General features: G+C 72.4%; 16 protein-coding genes. 8 read left to right on the top strand and 8 right to left on the bottom strand.

The window, feature by feature from the left end; genetic code table 11:
• The first annotated feature begins 54 nt into the window (after window positions 1-54).
• The gene (locus tag ACFYRX_RS19260; protein WP_389101061.1) at window positions 55-1,239 is read left to right on the top strand and encodes an ROK family protein; all 1,185 of its coding nucleotides are present in this window, start codon (window positions 55-57) and stop codon (window positions 1,237-1,239) included.
• Between the two features lie 19 nt (window positions 1,240-1,258).
• Here ACFYRX_RS19260 and ACFYRX_RS19255 read toward each other — a convergent pair whose 3' ends face one another.
• Window positions 1,259-1,936 (bottom strand): uracil-DNA glycosylase, encoded by a 678-nt coding sequence (locus tag ACFYRX_RS19255; protein ID WP_389101059.1) that lies wholly within the window; start codon window positions 1,934-1,936, stop codon window positions 1,259-1,261.
• 128 nt (window positions 1,937-2,064) lie between these two features.
• Here ACFYRX_RS19255 and ACFYRX_RS19250 point away from each other — a divergent pair, with 128 nt between their 5' ends.
• Window positions 2,065-3,087 carry an N-acetylglucosamine kinase gene (locus tag ACFYRX_RS19250; protein WP_389101057.1) on the top strand — a complete coding sequence of 341 codons (1,023 nt, stop codon included), beginning with the start codon at window positions 2,065-2,067 and terminating at the stop codon, window positions 3,085-3,087.
• 95 nt (window positions 3,088-3,182) lie between these two features.
• Window positions 3,183-4,106: a sirohydrochlorin chelatase gene (locus ACFYRX_RS19245; RefSeq protein ID WP_389101055.1), complete on the top strand. Its 924-nt coding sequence runs from the start codon at window positions 3,183-3,185 to the stop codon at window positions 4,104-4,106.
• A gap of 82 nt (window positions 4,107-4,188) precedes the next feature.
• On the opposite strand, the gene ACFYRX_RS19240 is transcribed toward ACFYRX_RS19245, so the two are convergent.
• A complete protein-coding gene (locus tag ACFYRX_RS19240) occupies window positions 4,189-5,220 on the bottom strand; it encodes a lactonase family protein (RefSeq protein WP_389101054.1) in 1,032 nt (343 codons plus the stop codon).
• 108 nt (window positions 5,221-5,328) lie between these two features.
• The gene (locus ACFYRX_RS19235) at window positions 5,329-6,816 is read right to left on the bottom strand and encodes an FUSC family protein (RefSeq protein ID WP_389101053.1); all 1,488 of its coding nucleotides are present in this window, start codon (window positions 6,814-6,816) and stop codon (window positions 5,329-5,331) included.
• Between the two features lie 208 nt (window positions 6,817-7,024).
• On the opposite strand from ACFYRX_RS19235, the gene ACFYRX_RS19230 reads away from it, so the two are divergent.
• Window positions 7,025-7,501 carry an Lrp/AsnC family transcriptional regulator gene (locus ACFYRX_RS19230; RefSeq protein ID WP_389101051.1) on the top strand — a complete coding sequence of 159 codons (477 nt, stop codon included), beginning with the start codon at window positions 7,025-7,027 and terminating at the stop codon, window positions 7,499-7,501.
• Between the two features lie 44 nt (window positions 7,502-7,545).
• Here ACFYRX_RS19230 and ACFYRX_RS19225 read toward each other — a convergent pair whose 3' ends face one another.
• From ACFYRX_RS19225 to ACFYRX_RS19215, 3 genes are all read right to left on the bottom strand, one after another.
• On the bottom strand, window positions 7,546-8,961 hold the full coding sequence (locus ACFYRX_RS19225) for an FAD-binding oxidoreductase (protein WP_389101049.1): 1,416 nt from the start codon (window positions 8,959-8,961) through the stop codon (window positions 7,546-7,548).
• 112 nt (window positions 8,962-9,073) lie between these two features.
• Window positions 9,074-11,734, bottom strand: coding sequence for a helix-turn-helix transcriptional regulator (locus tag ACFYRX_RS19220; RefSeq protein WP_389101047.1), 2,661 nt, complete (start codon window positions 11,732-11,734; stop codon window positions 9,074-9,076).
• A gap of 615 nt (window positions 11,735-12,349) precedes the next feature.
• A complete protein-coding gene (locus ACFYRX_RS19215) occupies window positions 12,350-12,847 on the bottom strand; it encodes an FBP domain-containing protein (RefSeq protein ID WP_389101045.1) in 498 nt (165 codons plus the stop codon).
• A 70-nt stretch (window positions 12,848-12,917) separates the two neighbouring features.
• Between ACFYRX_RS19215 and ACFYRX_RS19210 the strand changes: the two genes are divergently transcribed.
• Complete coding sequence (locus tag ACFYRX_RS19210) at window positions 12,918-13,487, top strand: TetR/AcrR family transcriptional regulator (protein WP_389101044.1); 570 nt, start codon at window positions 12,918-12,920, stop codon at window positions 13,485-13,487.
• A gap of 16 nt (window positions 13,488-13,503) precedes the next feature.
• Window positions 13,504-14,670 (top strand): GDSL-type esterase/lipase family protein, encoded by a 1,167-nt coding sequence (locus ACFYRX_RS19205; protein ID WP_389101042.1) that lies wholly within the window; start codon window positions 13,504-13,506, stop codon window positions 14,668-14,670.
• A gap of 147 nt (window positions 14,671-14,817) precedes the next feature.
• On the opposite strand, the gene ACFYRX_RS19200 is transcribed toward ACFYRX_RS19205, so the two are convergent.
• Window positions 14,818-15,606 carry a LysR substrate-binding domain-containing protein gene (locus ACFYRX_RS19200; protein ID WP_389101040.1) on the bottom strand — a complete coding sequence of 263 codons (789 nt, stop codon included), beginning with the start codon at window positions 15,604-15,606 and terminating at the stop codon, window positions 14,818-14,820.
• A 58-nt stretch (window positions 15,607-15,664) separates the two neighbouring features.
• Between ACFYRX_RS19200 and ACFYRX_RS19195 the strand changes: the two genes are divergently transcribed.
• Together ACFYRX_RS19195 and ACFYRX_RS19190 are read left to right on the top strand one after the other, a co-directional pair.
• Complete coding sequence (locus ACFYRX_RS19195; RefSeq protein ID WP_389101038.1) at window positions 15,665-16,048, top strand: DUF5997 family protein; 384 nt, start codon at window positions 15,665-15,667, stop codon at window positions 16,046-16,048.
• Window positions 16,049-16,183: 135 nt separating this feature from the next.
• Entirely contained in the window at window positions 16,184-18,355 is a 2,172-nt protein-coding gene (locus ACFYRX_RS19190) for a hypothetical protein (protein ID WP_389101036.1), read from the top strand.
• A gap of 213 nt (window positions 18,356-18,568) precedes the next feature.
• Here ACFYRX_RS19190 and ACFYRX_RS19185 read toward each other — a convergent pair whose 3' ends face one another.
• Window positions 18,569-19,444, bottom strand: a complete 876-nt coding sequence (locus ACFYRX_RS19185; protein WP_389101035.1) for a fructosamine kinase family protein — start codon at window positions 19,442-19,444, stop codon at window positions 18,569-18,571.
• Window positions 19,445-19,593: the final 149 nt, after the last annotated feature.

Genomic DNA, 19,593 nt, shown 5'->3' with positions numbered 1-19,593 from the left:
CGGCACACGGCTCGAGATCTTCGCAGCGAGAACCGCTTCAAGGTTCTACAAGCTTTGTTCGAACTCGGGCCGTCCACCCGCCAGGAACTCGCCCGGCACACGGGACTCAGTCCGGCGACCGTGGCGACCCTGGTCACCGAGTTCCTGGCCGAGGCCGTCCTGCGGATCGCGAGCGTGGAGCGCAACACCGGGGGCCGTCCGCAGGAGCGGCTCACCATCGACCCGGACCGCGGCCGCATCGTGGGCGTCGACGTGGCCGAGACATACGTCGACGCCACGCTGTACGACCTCGCGCTCGGCGTGCTCGGCCACGGCGAGGTCGCTCTGGACGAGGAGGAGAACGACCCCGGCTACGTCATCGACGGGATCGTCCGCGCCGTCGGGACCGCTGTCGGAGCCGGCGGCCTCGACCGTGAGCGCGTCATCGGCGTCGGGGTCAGCATGCCGGGACATGTCCATCCGGACGCCGGTGTCTCGGTCTTCGCGCCCAACTGGGACTGGCACGACGTTCCCGTCGAGAAGATGCTGGAGAAAGTCCTCCCGGTCCCGGTGTACGTCGACAATCCGCTCAAGGCGGTCGTCCTGTCCGAGATGTGGTTCGGCGTCGGCAGCGTCGTGGACAGCATGGCCGTCATCAACCTCGGCACCGGCGTCGGCGCGGGTGTCGCCGTCGACGGGTCGCTGATCCGCGGGACCACCAACAACGCCGGTGAATGGGGCCACACACTGCTGCAGTTGGACGGCAGACAGTGCCGCTGCGGTCGGCGCGGCTGCGTCGAGGCGTACGTCGGCGCCCCCGGCCTGCGCGCCACGCTCACCGAGATCGATCCGCGGCATCCCGCGCTACGGCGGTCCGGTCAGCGGGACTTCGTGGCGGCGGTCGCCGACGGCCTCGCCGCGGACGATCCGGCGCTGTCCGCGCTGGCCCTGCGTACCTCGCGTTATCTCGCCGCGGCCATCGGTGACCTGGTCAACCTGCTCAACATCCCCCATGTGACGCTCACCGGCTGGGCGTCCCACGCCCTCGCCGAATGGCTCGTGCCGGCCGTGTGCGAGGAGCTCCCCCGTCATGTGATGCCCGGCTCCCTGTCCGCGCTGACCGTCGAGCCCTCGCAGGTCTCGGGCAACGCCGTCGCCCTCGGCATGGCGGCCTTCACGCTCCAGCGGTTCCTCGACCGGCTCGGCCTGGCTGGCCCGGCCGGGACCCGGCCCCGGCGGGACCCGGAGCACATCGGCTGACCCCGGTGGCGGCGGCGTTCTACGGCAGTTTCCAGTCGACCGGCTGCACGCCCTGGCCGACCAGCAGGTCGTTGGCCCGGCTGAACGGGCGCGAACCGAAGAAGCCGCGGTCCGCCGACATCGGCGAGGGATGAGCCGACTCGATCGCCGGGAGGTCCCCGAGGAGGGGACGGCAGTTGCGGGCGTCACGCCCCCACAGGATCGACACCAGCGGCTTCCCGCGCGCCGCCAGCGCCCGGATCGCCTGCTCGGTGACGTCCTCCCAGCCCTGCCCGCGGTGCGCCCCGGGTTTGCGCGGGGCCGTCGTCAGGGCTCGGTTGAGCAGGAGTACGCCCTGCTCGGCCCACGGGGTCAGATCGCCGTTCGACGGCCTGGGCAGCCCGAGGTCGGAGTGCATCTCGCGGAAGATGTTCTCCAGGCTCCCCGGCAGCGAACGCACTTCGGGCGCCACCGCGAAACTCAGCCCGATCGCCATTCCCGGCGTGGGGTAGGGGTCCTGGCCGACGATCAGGACGCGGACATCGTCGAAGGGCTGCTGGAAGGCCCTCAGGACATTCGCGCCGGCCGGCAGATAGGTCCGGCCCGCCGCTATCTCGGCCCGGAGGAAGTCCCCCATGACGGCGATGCGTTCGGCCACAGGTTCAAGAGCCTTCGCCCAGCCTGCTTCGACAAGTTCATGCAAGGGTCGTGGTGCCACGGCGCGTCACTCTACTGGCACGCATCGGCACGCCGCATACGCGGGGAAGCCTCCACCCGGAGGCCGCCCCCCGGGCGCTACTCTTCCTCCCCACCGAGGTCTACGAAGTCTTCGAGAAGGAGCCGCGCTTGTCCGGGCCCGCGCCGGTGTCTGCCGTGACCGATCCGGTGGGATCCGGTGCCCGGGAGGGCTTTGTGGCCGTCGACTCCGGCGGCTCCGGTCTGCGGGTCGTCCTGGGCGCCCCCGGCCGGCCGGCCACGGCCCCGCGGGAGTCGCGGATTCCCGTGCGTACGGGACCGCGCGGCATCGAACCGGGGCACCTGATGGAGCAACTGGTTCCCATGGTCCGGGCGTTGCTGCCCGAGGCGGAACTGACCGGGCTCGGTACCGCCGTGGTCGGGGCGGCCGGTCTCGCGACCCTGGGTGATGCCCTGCGGGCCGAGCTTCCCGGTGCGCTGGAACGGGAGTTCGGTGTCCGGACCGTCGCGCTCGCCGCGGACGCCGTGACCGCCTACACCGGTGCTCTGGGAGTGCGCCCGGGTGCGGTCGTCGCCGCCGGCACCGGTCTGATCGCGGTCGGCACCGACCTGAAGTCCTGGCGTCGCGCGGACGGGTGGGGTCATCTGCTGGGCGACTGCGGGAGCGGCGCGTGGATCGGGCGGGCGGGACTGGAGGCCGCGCTGCGGGCCCACGACGGCCGGCCCGGGGGCTCGACGGCACTGCTGGCCCTGGCCGAGGAGTCGTTCGGACCGGTACGGGAGCTGCCCGGCAAGCTCTATCCGCGTACGGACCGTCCCGCCGTGCTCGCCTCCTTCGCACCTCAAGTGGCGGCGTGTGCCGAGGGTGACCCGGTCGCCGACGGCATCCTGCGCCGGGCGGCACAGGAGATGGCCGGGTCGGCGGCCGCCGTCTGTCCGGCACAGGGTGAGCCGTGCGTGAGCCTCACCGGTGGCTTGTTCCGGACGGGTGCCGCCCTCGTCGTAGCGGTGGAGGAGGAGCTGAAGCGACTGCTGCCGCATGCCCGGCAGGTCGCCGCGGCGGGCGGGCCGTTGGAGGGATCAGTACAGATCGCCACAGAACTGGCGCAGGGATCGTTCACCCTGCCGAGTGACGAGTCGATGGTGTACGTGGTGACCCCAAAGAGGGGCTGAAGCGGACGTAACTCATCAGACAAAACCGGACGGATACCGCTCACCTGCACCCTCCCCGAACAGGGGAGCCCCGGAAGCCAGTAACATGCCTCGCCATGAGCTCCCCCACTGGGCCCGCGTCCGGCCTGCCAGTACGAATGCCGCGACCTCGCCAGCCCGGGCGGCACCGCCGACCCGAGCCCCTGGCGGCTCCCGAGGGCGCGCCCGCGCTCGTCCTCGCGGTGCCGGGCACGCCCGCGGCCGCCACGCGCAGTCTCGCCGAGGAGGTCGTGAGCATCGCCCGCTCCGAGCTTCCCGGCCTCGACGCCCGGATCGGGTATCTCGACGGGGACGACACGGAGTTCCCCACGCTCCAGGCCGTCCTGGTGCATGCCGCGCAGGAGCGCGCCTCCCGTTACGAGCAGGCCAGGGCCGCCGGCGCCGACGTCAAGGAGCCCGAGGGCCCCGTCGCCGTCGTCGTACCGCTGCTCGCCGGCCCGGACAACGCGCTGCTGCGCCGGATCCGCCAGGCCGTGATGGACAGCCGGATCGCGGCCGACCTCACCGATGTGCTGGGCCCGCACCCGCTGCTCGCCGAGGCGCTGCACGTACGGCTCTCGGAGGCCGGTCTCGCCCGCGCGGACCGTGCCCGGCTGTTCACCGTGGCGACGGCCGCGGACGGCATCGTGCTGGCCGCCGTCGGCGGCGAGGAAGCCGTGCAGGCGGCCGGGATCACCGGCATGCTGCTCGCCGCGCGCCTGGCCGTGCCGGTGATGGCGGCGGCACTCAACCAGGACGGCTCGATCGCGTCCATCGCCGAGCAGCTGCGGTCCTCCGGTTCGCAGCAGCTGGCGCTGGCGCCGTACCTGATAGGGCCGGAGATCGACCCCGCCGTGATCGAGGAGGCGGCCAAGGAGGCCGGCTGCTCCGCCGCCGAGCCGCTCGGCCCCTACCCGGCGATCGGCAAGCTCGCTCTCGCCAAGTACACGACCGCGCTGGGCATCGCCCCGCAGCAGGCGCAGGGCGCACCGGTGCGCTGACCGCACACCACTGCACCCGTGACGCCGAAAGGGCCCGCTCCACGACACGGAGGGGGCCCTTCGGCATGCTGAGGGTGCCGGTTCAGTCGAAGACCACGCAGGACGCGGCCGGTACCTCGATCGCGCCCTCGTAGCGCGGAAGACCCGTCTCCGGATCCACCGCGAACCAGGTCACCTCGCCGGAGCGTTCGTTCGCGACGTAAAGGAACCCGCCGGACTCGGCGAGGGCGCGCGGCCAGTCGCCGCCGCAGTGGACCGTGCCGACCAGACGCAGGCCGTCGTCCTCGACGGCGAACGTGGACAGGACGTCCTCGCCCCGGGTGGCGGTCCACACGAAACGGCCGTCGGGGGACGTGACGACACCTGACGGGTACGCGTCGCCGGAGGGAGCGCCGGCCAGTACGTGGGCCTCGCTCAGCGGCTTCAGGGACCCCTCCTCGGCGTCCCAGCGGCAGACGGTGAGGGTGGGGGTGAGTTCGTTGAGGACGTAGGCGCGGCTGCCGTCGGGGTGGAAGGCGAGGTGGCGCGGTCCGGAGCCGGGGCGCAGGGCGATCTCGCGGTGCACGTCGAGAACGCCGTCCGTCAGTGCGCACACCCGTACCGAGTCCGTGCCGAGGTCGACGCTGACGATCCACCGCCCGCTGGGGTCGGGCTGCACCTGGTGGGCGTGCGGCCCCTGCTGGCGGGACGGGTGCGGGCCCGAGCCGGAGTGCCGGAGCACGCCGGAGGGGGCACCCGCGAGGGTGCCGTCGGCGCGCACGGGCACGATGGTGACGCTGCCGGAACCGTAGTTGGCGGTCAGGACGTGCCCGGCGTGCACGGCGAGGTGGGTGGGCCCGTTCCCGTCCACCGGTACCGGCGGGCCGGCCGGCTCGGGCCTGTCACCGGTCACCCGGTACGCGACCACCGCGCCCTCGGCCTTCTCGCTCACCGCGTACAGCATGTCCCCGTCGGCCGACAGGGCCAGGTACGACGGGTCGGGTACGCCGTTCAGGGCGCCCAACGCCTTCAGCGCGCCCGTGTCGGGGGCAACGGCCGCCATCACGATGCCGGGGCCTCCTGCCGCTGTGAACGAGCCGATGTAGGCCCGTCGCCGTGCGTCGCCGTCTGCCACAGTCGTCCCCTCTCGGTCTGTGCGGTTCGGGGCGACGGTAGCAGCGATCACCACCGGTCTAGACCAACCTTGGCCCAAATCACCGGGCTCACGGCCTCGGCCGGGCGGTCAGGCCCCCACCAGCGGTGACCCGGAGGGCGCCTTCAACGGCGCCGCCAGTTCCGCGAGCGCCCGTTCCAGTCCGTGCAGATGGGCCAGCGCGGGTCCCTCGGCGAGGGGACGGTCCGCGAACGGAAGGCCCCTGCCCTGCGTGAGGGCCTCCACGGCGGCCTCCACCCGTCGGCACGCGGCGGTCAGGCGGTCGTCGTGCGAGGCCTCGGGGTCGGCGGCGACGGCGACCAGCCCGCGGATCTCCCGTGCGCAGTCGTCGAGGAGGGCGAGCACCCGGCGGGCGCGTCGCCTGCGGCCCCGCACGGGGTTGAGCGGGTGGACCAGCGGGGCCACCGCGAGGCGGACCCTGCCCAGCAGTTGCTCCAGTTCGCTCACCCGACCGACCGGGTCGGCCCCCGGCACTCCGGCGAGCCGGGCCGCGGCCTCCGTGGTGCAGGCGTGGACGCAGCGCAGGGCACGCCGGATCCAGGCGTCGGTGACGGTGTGGGTGGTGATCGGCAGGACGAACAGCACCGCCAGCACGGCCCCGGCCGCGCCGACACCCGTCTCCGCGAGCCGCAGCGTCAGCAGCCCGGGGTCCAGGACGCCGAGGAGGCCGTAGAGGAGCCCGGCGAGCAGGGTGACCCAGAGCATCATCCACGTGTAGGAGACGGCCGCCGTGTAGAAGATGCCGAAGACGCAGACGGCGACCAGGGCGGCCGTGGGGGCCGGGGCTCCCCGCAGCGGCACGGCGACGATCAGGCCGAGACCGATCCCGATCACCGTGCCGAGGATGCGGCGGAATCCGCGCACCAGGGTCTCGCCGCGGGAGGTGGTGTTGACGAAGATCCACCAGGTGGCGCCGACGGCCCAGTACCAGCGCTGGCCGGAGATCAGCTGGCCGACGACGAGGGCGAAGCCCGCGCCGGCCGTGGCCTGGACCGCCTGGCGGGTGGTCGCGCGGGCGAGTCCGGTACCGGCGGGCGGTGCGGGCACGGGGACCGGGGGCAGCCGGCGTTCGTAGCACCACAGGCCGAAGCGGACCGCGGCGGCGGCGAGCAGGGACAGCAGGACGGCGGCGTACAGCTCGGGCAGTCGGCCCGTGGTCGCGTGCAGGAACTGCGCCACGAAGAAGGTCATGAACGCGAAGACACCGAGGCTGTGCCCGCGCGGGCCCCAGCGCCGCACGTACACGCCCGCGCCGACCACCGCGAGGAAGGTGAGGTCGCGGGCGACGGGATGGTCGTGGAGTGCGGCCGCTGCGGTCAGGACGGGCAGGCCCACGGCGGGCAGCAGCGCGGTGGTGACCGCCTGCCCCCGCACGGTGGCGTCGGTGACGGTGAATAGGGCGAGCAGCGCGGCGAGGCCGCCGGTGACGGCACCGGCGAGCGAGTGGCCCGCGAGGCCGCACAGCACGACCGCGAGGCCGATGCCGAGCACCGCCCGGGCGGCGAAGCGCAGCCGGACCCGGCCGGGGTCCGGCGCCGTGAACACCCTCTTCAGCACGTACCGCCCCCTGAAATCTCTGACCGCCTCGGACGCCGGCATGGAAAAGGCGCCGCGGGGTCCGCAGCGCCATCGACGGGCTCATTGCAGCACCCTCGCCACTATCGGCTCAAGCGAGGCCGAATATGCTGAGCCATTGGCACAGTAGAAGCGGTTCCGGGAGGTCCGGCGACGGGCCAACGGACCATGCGCGAGGAGGCCGTACGCCATGGCCGTGGACGAGCTCGACACCCGGATCCTGCGGTTGCTGCTGGAGCAGCCGCGCACGAGCGTGCGTGAGTACGCCCGGCTTCTCGGGGTCGCGCGCGGCACCTTGCAGGCACGGCTCGACCGGCTGGAACGGGACCGTGTGATCACCGGCACGGGGCCCTCGCTGTCGCCCGCGGCGCTCGGTCATCCGGTGCTGGCGTTCGTGCACATCGAGGTGACCCAGGGGCGGCTCGACGACGTGGGGGACGCGCTGGCCGCCGTACCGGAGATCGTCGAGGCGTTCTCGATCGCGGGCGGCGGGGATCTGCTGACGCGGGTCGTGGCGCGGGACAACGCACATCTGGAGGACGTGATCCAGAAGGTGATCAGTCTGCCGGGCGTGGTGCGGACACGCACCGAGGTGGCGCTGCGGGAGCGGGTCGCGTACCGGCTGCTGCCGCTGGTGGAGTCGGTGGGGCGCGCCGTCCGGAACTGATCGTCCACATCCGTCGGCGCGCCCCACCACCCCTTCGCCCAGCCCTACGGCCGCGCCCCGTGCGACGGCTTCGGTGCCGGCTGGATGTTCTGGTTGAGGCGGAACAGGTTGTCCGGGTCCCGGTCGGCCTTGATGCGGGCCAGCCGGTCGTAGTTGTCGCCGTAGCTGGCGCGGACGCGCTCCTGACCCTCGTCCATCATCATGTTGACGTAGGCGCCACCGGCCGCATACGGGTGCAGCGCGTCGAAGTAGTCGACGGTCCACCGCTTGATCAGTTCGGCGTTGGCCGGGTCGGGGTCCACGCCGGCGAAGACCGACGCCCAGTTGGCGTTGCGGTAGGTCCAGGGGGTGTCCTGTCGGCCCACGTCGTGGGCGGCACCGTCGATCGGGTAGAGGTGCATGGTCGACTGCATGGTCGGTACCTCGGCGCCGAACTTGGCGTGCAGTTCGACCGCGTCGTCGGGGATGCTCTCGACGAAGTCGGCCCGCCAGTACCACTGGTGGCCGGGCGGGTACAGCCCGTCGAACATCGACTGCAGGTCGGGGTGGGGCATGACCATGGGCGCGTGCAGCAGCGGCTGGGGCAGGGCGTCGAGCAGCGGGGCCATCTCGCGGGCGGCGGCCTCGGGGTCGTCGCCCGCGTAGCACCACACCACGCCGGCCGTCTTGCGGAGTTGGATCTCCTCGGGGAACGGCGGGGCGGGCGGGACCGTGCCGTGCAGGAAGAAGCCGCCCAGCTCGCGGGGTGCGGTCAGGATGAAGTCCCGGTAGGCGGCGAGGACTTCGGCACTGTCCTCGACGGGCCAGAAGGTCGGTCCGGCGACGACCGTACTGATCTCGTGCAGCCGGAAGAGGAACGATGTGACGACGCCGAAGTTGCCTCCGCCGCCCCGGATCGCCCAGAACAGGTCGCTGTTCTCGTCGGCGCTCGCCCGTACCCGGCGGCCGTCGGCGAGGACGACGTCGGCCTCCAGGAGGTTGTCGATGGTCAGCCCGCACTTGCGGGTCAGGTGGCCGAGCCCGCCGCCGGTGGCGATGCCGCCGACGCCGGTCGTGGAGACGATGCCGCTGGGCGTGGCCAGGCCGTGCGCGTTGGTGGCGCGGTCCACCTCGCCCCACACGCAGCCGCCCCCGACCCGCACGGTGCGGGCTTCGGGGTCGACCTGGATGTCCTTGAGGGGGGACAGGTCGGCGACCACTCCCCCGTCGACGGTGCCGAGTCCGGCGCCGTGGTGGCCGCCGCCGCGCACGGCGAGCCGGAGGCCGTGGGTGCGGGCGAAGCCGATGGTGCGGGCCACCGCGTCCGCGTCACCGCAGCGGGCGACGAGGGCGGGACGCCTGTCGATCATGGCGTTGTAGACGGTGCGGGCCTCCTCGTAGCCGGTGTCGTCGGGTCCGATCAACTCCCCGGTGAATCCGGTCAGTTCACGGCGTGCGGCCTGTGCGGGTGTGCTGGACATATGGTCCCCCGGTTTCCGAATCTTTTCCGAATCGGGCTGATTCGCCCGTTCTACTCGCGTCGTGCGCAAGCGGGCATCCGTGACCGTCACCCAGCTCGGCGCCCCGGGATACCTACGTCGGAGAACCGTCGGCGAGCAGCCCGAGCTCCGCCGCGCGCACGGCGGCCTGCCGTCGGCTCGGGGCGCCGAGTTTGTCGAGCACCGCCCGCACGTGGTTGTCGACCGTCCTGACCGACACGACGAGCCGGGCGGCGATCTCCGCGTTGGTCAGCCCTTCGGCGAGCAACCGCATGACCTGGAGCTGGCGTTCGGTCAGACCTGCGGGGTTCTCACGGGTCACGGCGAGGGGCCCGCGGGGGATGCGGCGCACTCCGAGCCTTCGCAGCTCGACGCGGAGCAGCCGGGCCGCCGGTTCGGCTCCCAGGGCGTCGAAGGCGACGAGAGCCGTCAGCTTGTCGGCGGGGTCCGGGCTCTCGGCGAGCGCGGCGGCGTGTTCGTAGGGGCATCCGGCGGCCTGCCAGAGCACGGCGGCCCGGCGCCACCGGCCACGCGTCTGCAAGGCGTACGGATGGTCCGAGTCGTCCGGCGCGACGCGGTGGCCCGCTTTGGTGAGCCAGTAGCCCAGCTCGGAGCGGTAGGGGGCGCCGGGCAGCCGGCTCGCCTGGGCGTGGACCGGTTCGGCCGCCTCGATGACCGCCTTCGCGTCCCCGCGCAGCCAGGCCGCCTCCGCGCGCGCCACCGCCACCGGACCGGTGCGCTGGAGCTCCTTCGTCTCCACGGCCATCTCCCAGGCCTCGGCAAGGAGTTCACCGGCGCCGGGACGGCCGCGGCGGATGCGGACCCGGGCGAGGACGGTCAGGGCGGGACAGCGGGCGGGGACGAAGTCGTGCATGCCGTACTCGGCGTGCTTCTCGGCGTCGTCCCAGTCGGCGGCGGCGAATCTACGCATGGCGAGTTCGACGTGGAGGTAGTTGAGGAAGCCCAAGTGCTCGGCGCGGTCGGCGAGTTCCATCGCCGGGGGCAGGAACGTGTCGGCCTCGTCGTACTGGAGGTTGTCGAGCAGGGTCCAGATGATGTTGGCGTAGGAGCGGCAGGCGTGTTCGACCTCGCCGGCGGTGAGCGCGACCTCGAGGCTCTCCTCCAACTGGCCCCGCCCGCCGGGGTCTCCGGAGCGCCAGCGGGCGGTTCCGACGTTGTTGAGGGCGTGCGCGAGGATCGCGAGGTCCCCGGCCTTGCGGGCCAGAGCGATCGCGCGCTCACCGTGTTCGACGGCCTCGGCGTAGCGCTCGGACAGCATGCGCAGCTGGGCGGTGTTGCTGACGGCGAGGGCCAACAGCCTGTCGTCTCCCGCGTGTTCGAGGACGGCCACCGCCTCCCGGGCGGCCTCCTGTGCCTGGTCGGCGTTGCCGGCCCACCAGTGGATACGGGACAGCCAGCGCAGATCGGCTCCGAGGGCGAGGGTGTCACCGAGGGAGCGGCGCAGGGCGACGGCCTCACGCTGGGCGGCGACGGCGGCGGCCGAGTCGGCGATGGTGTAGCTCTCCACGGCGTAGCGTTCGAGCAGGTCGGCGAGTTCGTCGGGGGCGTAGCGGTGCCGTCCGCGCAGCACGAGCCGGAGGTGGGCGGCGGCCTCGCGGTGGGCGCCCGCCAAGGAGGCGTCCTTCGCCGCGTCGGGGCCGTAGCGGGCTATGGCGTCCTGGTCGCCCGCCTGTGCCGCGTGGTGGACGATACGGGCGGCGTCGGAACCCGGACGGGCGACGAGGGCCGTGAGAACGGCCCGGTTGAGGCCGATGCGCCGGGCGGCGGGCAGGGAGTCGACGACGGCCCGGCGGATCAACTCGTGCCGGAACGCCACCCGTTCCGGAGTGACGGTGAGCAGGCCACGCTGTTCGGCGGCGGCCAGGACGGCCACGCCGTCAGCGGGCAGGACGGACACTCCGGCCGCGAGCGGGTCGTGTCGCTCGGGCGCCGCCGGGACGGGCGTCCCGCCTGTGAGCAGCGCGTCGACCAGGGGGCGTTCGACGGCCGAGGGGACGACGGCCAGTTGCTCCAGCGCGTCCACGGTGGCCCCGGGCAGCCCCCGCAGCCGGGCGAGCACGGCGTCGACGACGGTCGGGGGCACGCTCCCGGTGCCGCCGGCGGCGACGATCTCGGCGACGAAGAAGGGGTTGCCGTTCGTGACCGCGTACACCTGGGCGGGGTCGGCCCGGCCGGCACTGAGGGTGCGGACGGCGGCCAGGGAGAGGCGGGCCAGGGGCAGCCGGTGCACCCGGGGCGACCGGGACACCTGGCCCAGCAGATGCCGCAGAGGATGCTCACGGCTCAACTCGTCGTCGCGGTAGGTCAGGACGAGCAGGGCGGGCAGCCGCTCCATCCGCCGGACCAGGAAGCGCAGGGCGTCCAGGGATGCCTCGTCGGCCCAGTGGACGTCCTCGACGACGAGTACCGTTCCGCGCAGCTCTTCGAGCAGTGCCTCGTGGACGCGGTGGCGGTCGCCGCCCTCCGTGACGGCGTGAGCGAGTGCTCCGCCCACGCTGCCGATGAGATCGCGGAAAGGGCCGAGAGGCCTGCGCGTGGCAAGGTCGTCGCACTCGCCGACGAGGACGCGGACGCCGTCCGGCAGGTGGTCCGGGAGCGCCTTCACCAGGCTCGACTTGCCGATGCCGGCCTCGCCGGAGACGAGCACCACGGATCCGGCCCCGTCCGCCGCCTCCCGCGCGGCCGAGGCCAGTCGCGCCAGCTCGGGCTCGCGCTCGAGGATCCCCCAATCCACGGGCCCGATTGTGCCACCGGGGGCGCCGGAACGGCCCTGTACTACTGGCGGTCGGATGCCCACGGCGGGACGTCGGGCAGGTCGTCGACGGCGACCGCGCTTCTTCGGCAGAGCCCCGAAAGGGCGCAAGCCGTCTCGGTGTACGGCTCCACCATGAGCCCTCGACCAGCCGCGATGTGCCGCAGACGGCCGACGGGACCTCACGGTTCCGCGTGCCGACCCGGTGACCGCGCCCTTCGAACCGCCCCGCGGAATCGGGTGACTTCGGACTCCGCTGCACGATCCGGGACGTTCGATCGGAATGAGCCGCTTCAGACCCGTTGACCGTCACTCGCCTCCTCCTTATCGCGGTCGGCAACTCGCACACCGTTCGGGATACCGGCCGGCACCGAGTTCGTGCCTTTCCATGAGGGGGCCGAGGACCCGACCCATGCCTACTTCCGGGCTCGGAGCCCGAGGTCGCCTTCGGTGTGGCCAACCCCGTACGGCCCGACGGCACTTCGCTGTGGCAGGGCTGCTCAGCCGGGCGGACGATGTGACGGGGTGAGTACGACACAGCAGGCGACGTACACGGCCTGAACTCCCGGTGGGCCAGGGGGCCTTACACGGCCCCCGTCACACGGCTCCCGTCACCTTGGCGACGAAAGCGGCGACGTTCGTCACCGTGCGCCGGATCTTCTCGTCCAGGGTGAGCGTCTCGTGGAGCCGTGCGCCGGCACCCGCGTCCCTCTTGCCCCGCACGTACAGCGAGCAGGCGAGGTCGTCGCACATGTAGGCGCCGACCGAGTTGCCCTGCTGCCCTGCCTTGCCCGCCCTCGGTGCGACAAGCAGGGAGACCCCTCCGGCATGGGTGGTCAGGCACATCGAGCACATGCTCCGCCGCGTCTGCCAAGACCCGGCGGCGGAGGCCCGCAGCGCGATGGCCGTCGGGCGGCCGTCCAGGACGGCGACGAGGTAGGCGCGGTCGGGGGCCTGCGGGTCGCGCCAGCCGAGGTAGTCCAGATCCTTCCAGGGCCGGTCGGCCAGATCACGCGGGACGGACAGCCGCTTCGTCTCGCCCTTGGTGCAGTTCACGAAGGCGGCACGGATCTCTTGTTCGGTCAGCGGTTCCATAGGTTCACGCTAGATTGCCTAAACCTCTTAGGCAAATGCATAATTACTTCAGGCTCACGAGAGGACGGTCATGGCACGAGCGGGGCTGACCACGGAACGACTGGTCCTGGCGGGCGCCGAGCTCGCCGACGAGGTGGGCTTCGAGCACGTCACCGTCTCGGAGCTCGCCCGGCGGTTCGACGTCAAGGTCGCGAGCCTGTACTCGCACGTCAGGAACTCCCAGGACCTGATGACCCGGATCACGCTGTTCGCCCTGGAGGAGCTCGCCGACCTGTCCGCCGACGCCGTGGCCGGACGGGCCGGCAAGGACGCCCTGACCGCCTTCGCCAACGTCTACCGCGACTACGCCCACGCACACCCCGGCCGTGCGGCCGCGGCCCGGATGCGGCTCGACGCCGAGACCGCGGCCGCGAGCGCCGGCGTACGGCACGCGCAGATGATGCGGGCGATCCTGCGCGGCTACGACCTGCCCGAACCCGACCGGACCCACGCCGTACGGCTGCTGGGCAGCACCTTCCACGGCTACGCGAGCCTGGAGGGGGCAGGAGGGTTCAGCCACAGCTCCCCCGGCTCCGAGGAGTCCTGGACCCGCATCCTGGACGCCCTCGACGCCCTGTTGCGCAACTGGCCCACCCGCTGACCGACAGGCTGAGGACATGCACGACTGGATCACCACACCCGTCACCGCCGAGCTGCTGCGCGGCGCCCTCGACGTGGAGCGCACCGAGCACGGGGTGCTGCCGCACCGGCTGCCCGCCCGGGCCCGCGCCCAGAACACCGACGGACAGCTCGCCATGGCCGAGTCCCAGCCCTCCGGCGTACGGCTGGCATTCCGCACCCGGGCCACCGCGGTGGAACTGGACACGCTCCCCACCAAGCGGGCCTACGTGGGCGCCCCGCCCCGCCCGGACGGTGTGTACGACCTGGTCGTCGACGGCCGTCCGGCCGGGCAGGGCAGTGTGCGGGCCGGCCATGTCATCACCGTCGACATGACCGCGGGGACCTCCGAGGTCCGGCCCGGCCGGCCCGGCACCGTCCGGTTCGACGGACTGTCCGGCGAGGTCAAGGACGTGGAGATCTGGCTGCCGCACAACGAGACCACCGAGCTGATCGCCCTGCGCACCGACGCACCCGTCGAGCCCGCCCCTGCCCATGGCCGCCGGGTGTGGCTGCACCACGGCAGTTCGATCAGCCACGGATCCGACGCGGCGAGCCCCACGCGCATATGGCCCGCGGTCGCCGCGACGCTGGGCGGTGTGGAGCTGATCAACCTGGGACTGGCGGGGAGCGCGCTACTCGACCCGTTCACCGCGCGGGCGGTCCGTGACACCCCCGCCGACCTGATCAGCCTCAAGATCGGCATCAACCTCGTCAACCACGACGTGATGCGGCTGCGCGCCTTCGGGCCGGCCGTCCACGGCTTCCTCGACACGGTCCGCGAGGGCCACCCCGACACACCCCTGCTGGTCGTCTCGCCCATCCTGTGCCCCCTCCACGAGGACACGCCGGGCCCGTGCTTCCCGGACTTCGGTGAGATCGGCGAGGGCCGGCTGCGGTTCCTGACGATGGGCGACCCCGCGGAGAAGGCGAGCGGGAAGCTGACCCTGCGGGTGATCCGCGAGGAACTGGCACGGATCGTGAAGCAGAGGGCCGAAGACCCGGACCTGCACTACCTGGACGGCCTCGAACTGTACGGCGAGGCCGACTCGGCGGAGCTGCCCCTGCCGGACGGCCTCCACCCGGACGCGGCGACGCATCGGCTGATCGGGGAACGCTTCGCCGGGGCGGCTTTCGGTGCGGACGGGGCGTTCGGCAGCGACTGAGGCGACGGGCCCGCGCGTCCCGGGGCAGCCTGATCACCGGGTGGGTCCGCCTCGCGCGCCAGAAGCACCACGGCCCGGGCTCCGGGCTCCGGGCTCCGGGCTCCGGGCTCCGGGCTCCGGGCTCCGGGCTCCGGGCTCCGGGGAACGCTAGCCCCTGCGCTTGGGTTTGCCCCGTCGGGCGCCCGCGCCCTTCGAGCCACCGGACCCGCCGCGGGAGCCCTTCGCTGCGCCGGAAGATCCACGCGCCGCGCCCTTGCGGGCACCCGCCGCCGGTTTGCGTCCGTCGCCCTTCTCGGACCGCTGCTTGCGCTCCGGCTCCGGCTGGGTACGCCCCCGCGAGCTGTTGACGGTCCGCCCCCGCACGATCCCGATGAAGTCCTCGACCATGTCCGTGGTCGCGTCCTCGCGCCAGGAAAGGGCGACGCCGGACTCCGGGGCGTCGGTGACCGGGCGGTAGGTGAGGTCGCGGCGGTGGTGGAGGCGGGCCAGCGACTGCGGGACGACGAGGACACCGATGTTCGCCGCCACCAGTTCGACGGCGTCCTCAGTGGTGGCGGGGCGTTCGAAGGCAGGCTCGCCGGGAGGCCGGTCCCAGCCGATCACGTCGTCGAGCGGGTGGATGACGACCTCGTCGGCCAGGTCCGCCAAGGTCACCTCTTCCGCCGCGGTCACCACGTGGTCCTTGGGGACCACGACCACCGTCGTCTCGGTGTAGAGGGGGATCGCGCTGAACACCGTACGGTCGACCGGCAGCCGGACGAGACCGGCGTCCGCGCTCCCGTCCCGCAACGCGTCGAAGGCCTCGGCGACGGAGACCTGGAGGAGCTGCAGGGGGACGTCCGGGAGGCGTTCGTTCCAGATCCGCACCCATTTGGCGGGCGTCACCCCGGGGACGTACGCGAGCCGGAAGGAAGGGGAATCTGGCGAGTCTGTCACGCGGCAAGGCTACCCACTGTGGTCGGCGGCCCCGTGCGCGGCCGATAGTCTTGATTCCATGAAGTCGCACCAGAGCGCCCAGACGATGAAGCCCGCGACCGCGGCGAAGAAGCTGGGTGTGTACCTCCCCGCCACCCCCGCCGAGTTCCAGGAGGGTGTCGTCTCGCGCGCCGAACTGGACGAGTTCCAGGCGAACCCGCCCCAGTGGCTGCAGGACCTGCGGAACAACGGCCCGCACCCCCGCCCGGTCGTCGCGGCGAGGCTGGGTGTGTCCATCGCGGGACTCGCCCGTGGCGGGGTCACCGAGGCGCTCACCACCGAGCAGATCGAGGCGCTGCGCCAGGACCAGCCGGAGTGGCTGGAGAAGGAGCGCGCCACGCAGGCGGAGGTCCGCAAGGAGACCGCGCGCATCAAGGAGAAGAACCAGGCCAAGCAGGACTAGGGCCTGTCCGGCGGATCATGCCGGCGGCGCGGGGCCTGATCCGCCGGACAGGCCCTGGCGAAGGGGCCTCCGGGAGCCGGGGCACGCGCGGAAACTCCCGTGCGCAGAGTCGAACACCTCTGCGAGCATGCCGGAATGGTCCACCGTCTGGAACGCCTGGTCATCCGGCACACCCTTCGCATCCCCTCCCCCGCGGGACCCGTCGGGCAGGGTGACGTCGTCGCGCGGCAGTTCGATGCCGCGCTGATGTCCGTCGGCTTCAAGCTGTCGGCGGACGCGCTGAAGCGGTTCTCGGGGCTGTCCGAGGGCACGGTCGTAGACACCGCCGCGCACACGCTGGACACGGTGCGCGAGCTGGTCGGCGACCATGTGCGGCACAACGTCTACTTCAAGGACTTCCCGGCGAACGTGCCGGACACCTTCGACTTCTGGATGCGCTGCGTGACCGAGGCGCTGGAGGACGACAAGGCCCGCCCCGGCGTACTCGCCCAGCTCCGCTCCGGTGTGGTCAACCTGCTCACCCTGCCGTCGTACGGCACCTACCGGCACACCTACGACGAGATGCTCGCCGCCCATGACGAGCTGACGGCCGCGGTGGGCGACCGGCTGACCGTCCTGCACCTGGGCGGCGCCGTGGACGACGAGGTCACCGCGCTCTACCTGGCGCTGGCCGGCAGCACCACGCCGCTCGGTGACGAGCACCTGGCCGACCTCGGGGTCCTCGCCGGGCACTGTGCGGACGGCCCCCAGCCGGAGGCGATCCCGGTGCGGGAGAACCGGGCCGTCGTCAACGCGGCCCGGCTGAAGGCGGGTTCGACCCCGCTGCTCGACACCGTCACCGATGTGCTGCGGCTGGCCTGCGCGTTGTCGGGCGGGGACGTGTCCCTCCAGGAGCCGACGCGGTTCCGGGCGCTGTCGCGGCCGGCCCGCCGGGCCCTGCTCGCGGGGCTCGACTCGGTCGTGACGGCGGCCCCGGCCAAGGTGGCCGACGTCCTCACGCACCGCGAGGCGTTCAAGCGGCTCGGCGAGCGTCTGCACCCGCACGAGTACCCGGAGTGGCCGGGCGCGGCCGAGGTGTTCGCGGTCGCCCGGGGCGAGAAGAAGGCGTACACGTTCGACGGCCGGGTCGAGGCACTGCTCGGCGCTGACGACGTCACCGGGGCGGCGCAGCTGCTCACGTCCGCGCCCGGCAGGCTCTTCCGTGCGCTGGACCGGCTGCTGCGCACCGCTGCCACGCCGGAGGAGCGGAACGCCGTGGTGACGGCGGCCGAGCAGGTCGTCGGGCAGGTCTCCGGGCGGGTCGTGCTGTCGGTGCGCGAGTACCTGCACAACCGGGGCGAGGAGACGGGCCGTCGGCGGGTGTTCATCAACCGGGGCGGCCGCGCACATGTCGTCGACGACACGCGTGCGGCCCTACCGGAGGCGGACCGGGAGCGGCTCATCGCCGCGCTCGACGCGGAGATCAGCCGTCGACTCCCGTCTCCGGAGCGGCTGTTGGTCGACCCTGACGTCCTCGACGTGGCGCTTCCGCTCAGCGGGCGGGCGACCGCCGCCGGGCTCGGGGTGCTGCCGCGCGGGTCGGTCTCGCCGGTCGACGGGGAGCTGCTGCGGTTCTTCGTGTACTGGAAGCAGAAGCAGCGCGTCACCGACTACGACCTGTCGGCGCTGCTGCTGGACGCCCAGTACGACACGGTGTCGTGGCTGTCGTACACCAACCTCAGTGAGGTGGAGGGCGAGCACTCCGGGGACATCACCGACGCACCCGACGGCGCATCGGAGTTCATCAACCTCCGGCTCGGGGCGGTGCGGAGCACGTACATCGTCCCGCAGGTCAACATCTACTCCGGGGAGGGGTTCGAGGACGCCGAGGAGTCGTTCTTCGGGTTCATGCTGCGTGAGGGCGAGCAGCGGGGGCGGCCCTTCGAAGCGCGTACCGTGCGGATGAAGTCGGAGCTGCGCGGGCCGGGGCGAGTGGCGCTGCCGTTGGCGTTCCGGCGTGCGGAGGACGGGAGTTGGCACGCCCGCTGGCTTCACCTGTATCTGAAGGGCAGTCCGTCGCAGAACCGGGTCGAGGGCAACCAGGCGTCGGTGGCGACGCTGGTGCGCGGCATCGTCGAGCGCGAGCAGCTCACGGTCGGGTATCTGACCGGACTGATGGCGAACGGCGGGACGGCGGTGGCGACTTGGGACGCCGAGTCGGTCCCGGACGTGCCGGTCACCTACATCGGCCTGGAGCGTCCCGAGGGGCTGCATCCGGACTCGGTGGTCATCACCCCGGAAAACCTGCGCGACTTGATCCCCGAGTGACTGTTACGGTTGCTCAAGGCGAGGCCATGGAAGGGCTTCCTTCTCCAAGGACGAGCCCCTCGGGGTGTTGACTTCTCCTCCAGTCCTTCCGCTTTCCTCGCCCTCGACGTCACACCGGGCGACGAGGCCATGAGGGGGCTTCCTTCTCCACCACTCTCCAAAAGTCCAGCCCCCTCGCTTTCCTCGCGCTCGTAGGCGGTCCCGGACCGGTTCTCACCGTTCCAGGGCCGCCTTCGCCGTACTGAGCGCCTGTTCCGCGTATCCCCGTCCGAACAGCACGGCGTGCACCAGCAGCGGGAAGAGCTGGTGCAGTCCGATGCGGTCGGCCCGGCCGTCGGCGAGGGGCGCCACCTGCTCGTAGCCGCGCAGCACCTCGTCCAGGTGCGGGCAGCCGAAGAGGTGGAGCATCGCGAGGTCGGTCTCGCGGTGGCCGCCGTGCGCGGCCGGGTCGATCAGCCAGGCGTGGCCGTCGGCGCCCCACAGCACATTGCCGTTCCACAGGTCGCCGTGGAGCCGCGCGGGCGGTTCGGCGGGGCCCGAGAGGTCCGGCAGCCGGTCGCAGAGCCGCTCGATCACTTCGGCCTCCGCGAGAGCGACCGTGCCGTCGTCCACCGCGCGCCGCAGATACGGCAGGACCCGGTGCTCGGCGTACCACTCGGGCCAGGAGACGCCCTCGGCGTTGCGCATGGGCGCCCGCCCGATGTACGCCTCGCGCGGACCGTCGGGCGGTGCCGAGCCGAAAGCGGGCGCGCCGGTGGCGTGCAGTTCGGCCAGGGACCGGCCCAGGTCGAGCGCCGCGTCCCGGTTCGGCCGGCCCCGTGGGACCAGGTCGGTCACCAGGAGACGGGCCTCCTGTCCGTGCACCGTCGGCAACCGGACGGTCTCCGCCTCGGCCAGCCAGCGCAGCCCCGCGGCCTCCGCCCGCGCCTCCCCGGCCGTGTCGGCGCGCTTGACCATGAGCACGCGCCCGTCGTCGAGCGTGACCTCGGTGAACACGTCGGACAGGAGGCGTACGGAGGTGACCGGGCGGCCGGTGAACCGTGCCGCGGCGGCGCCGGGCCCTTCGTCGTCGTACACGCTCGTGTTCATGGTCAGCCACGGTGGCCCACCCTCCGCTTGTGCGCAACAACGTTGTCAGTGGCCTTGTACAGCCTCGGTGAAATCTCCCGGCCATGTCTTGACATACGGCCGAAACGATTCGTAGCTTGGGCGATCATTTAGATTCGTGAAGCGGGTTC

Source organism: Streptomyces sp. NPDC005374 (genome assembly GCF_042872225.1).
GTDB lineage: Bacteria > Actinomycetota > Actinomycetes > Streptomycetales > Streptomycetaceae > Streptomyces.
This window is presented reverse-complemented; position numbering and strand designations above follow the sequence as displayed.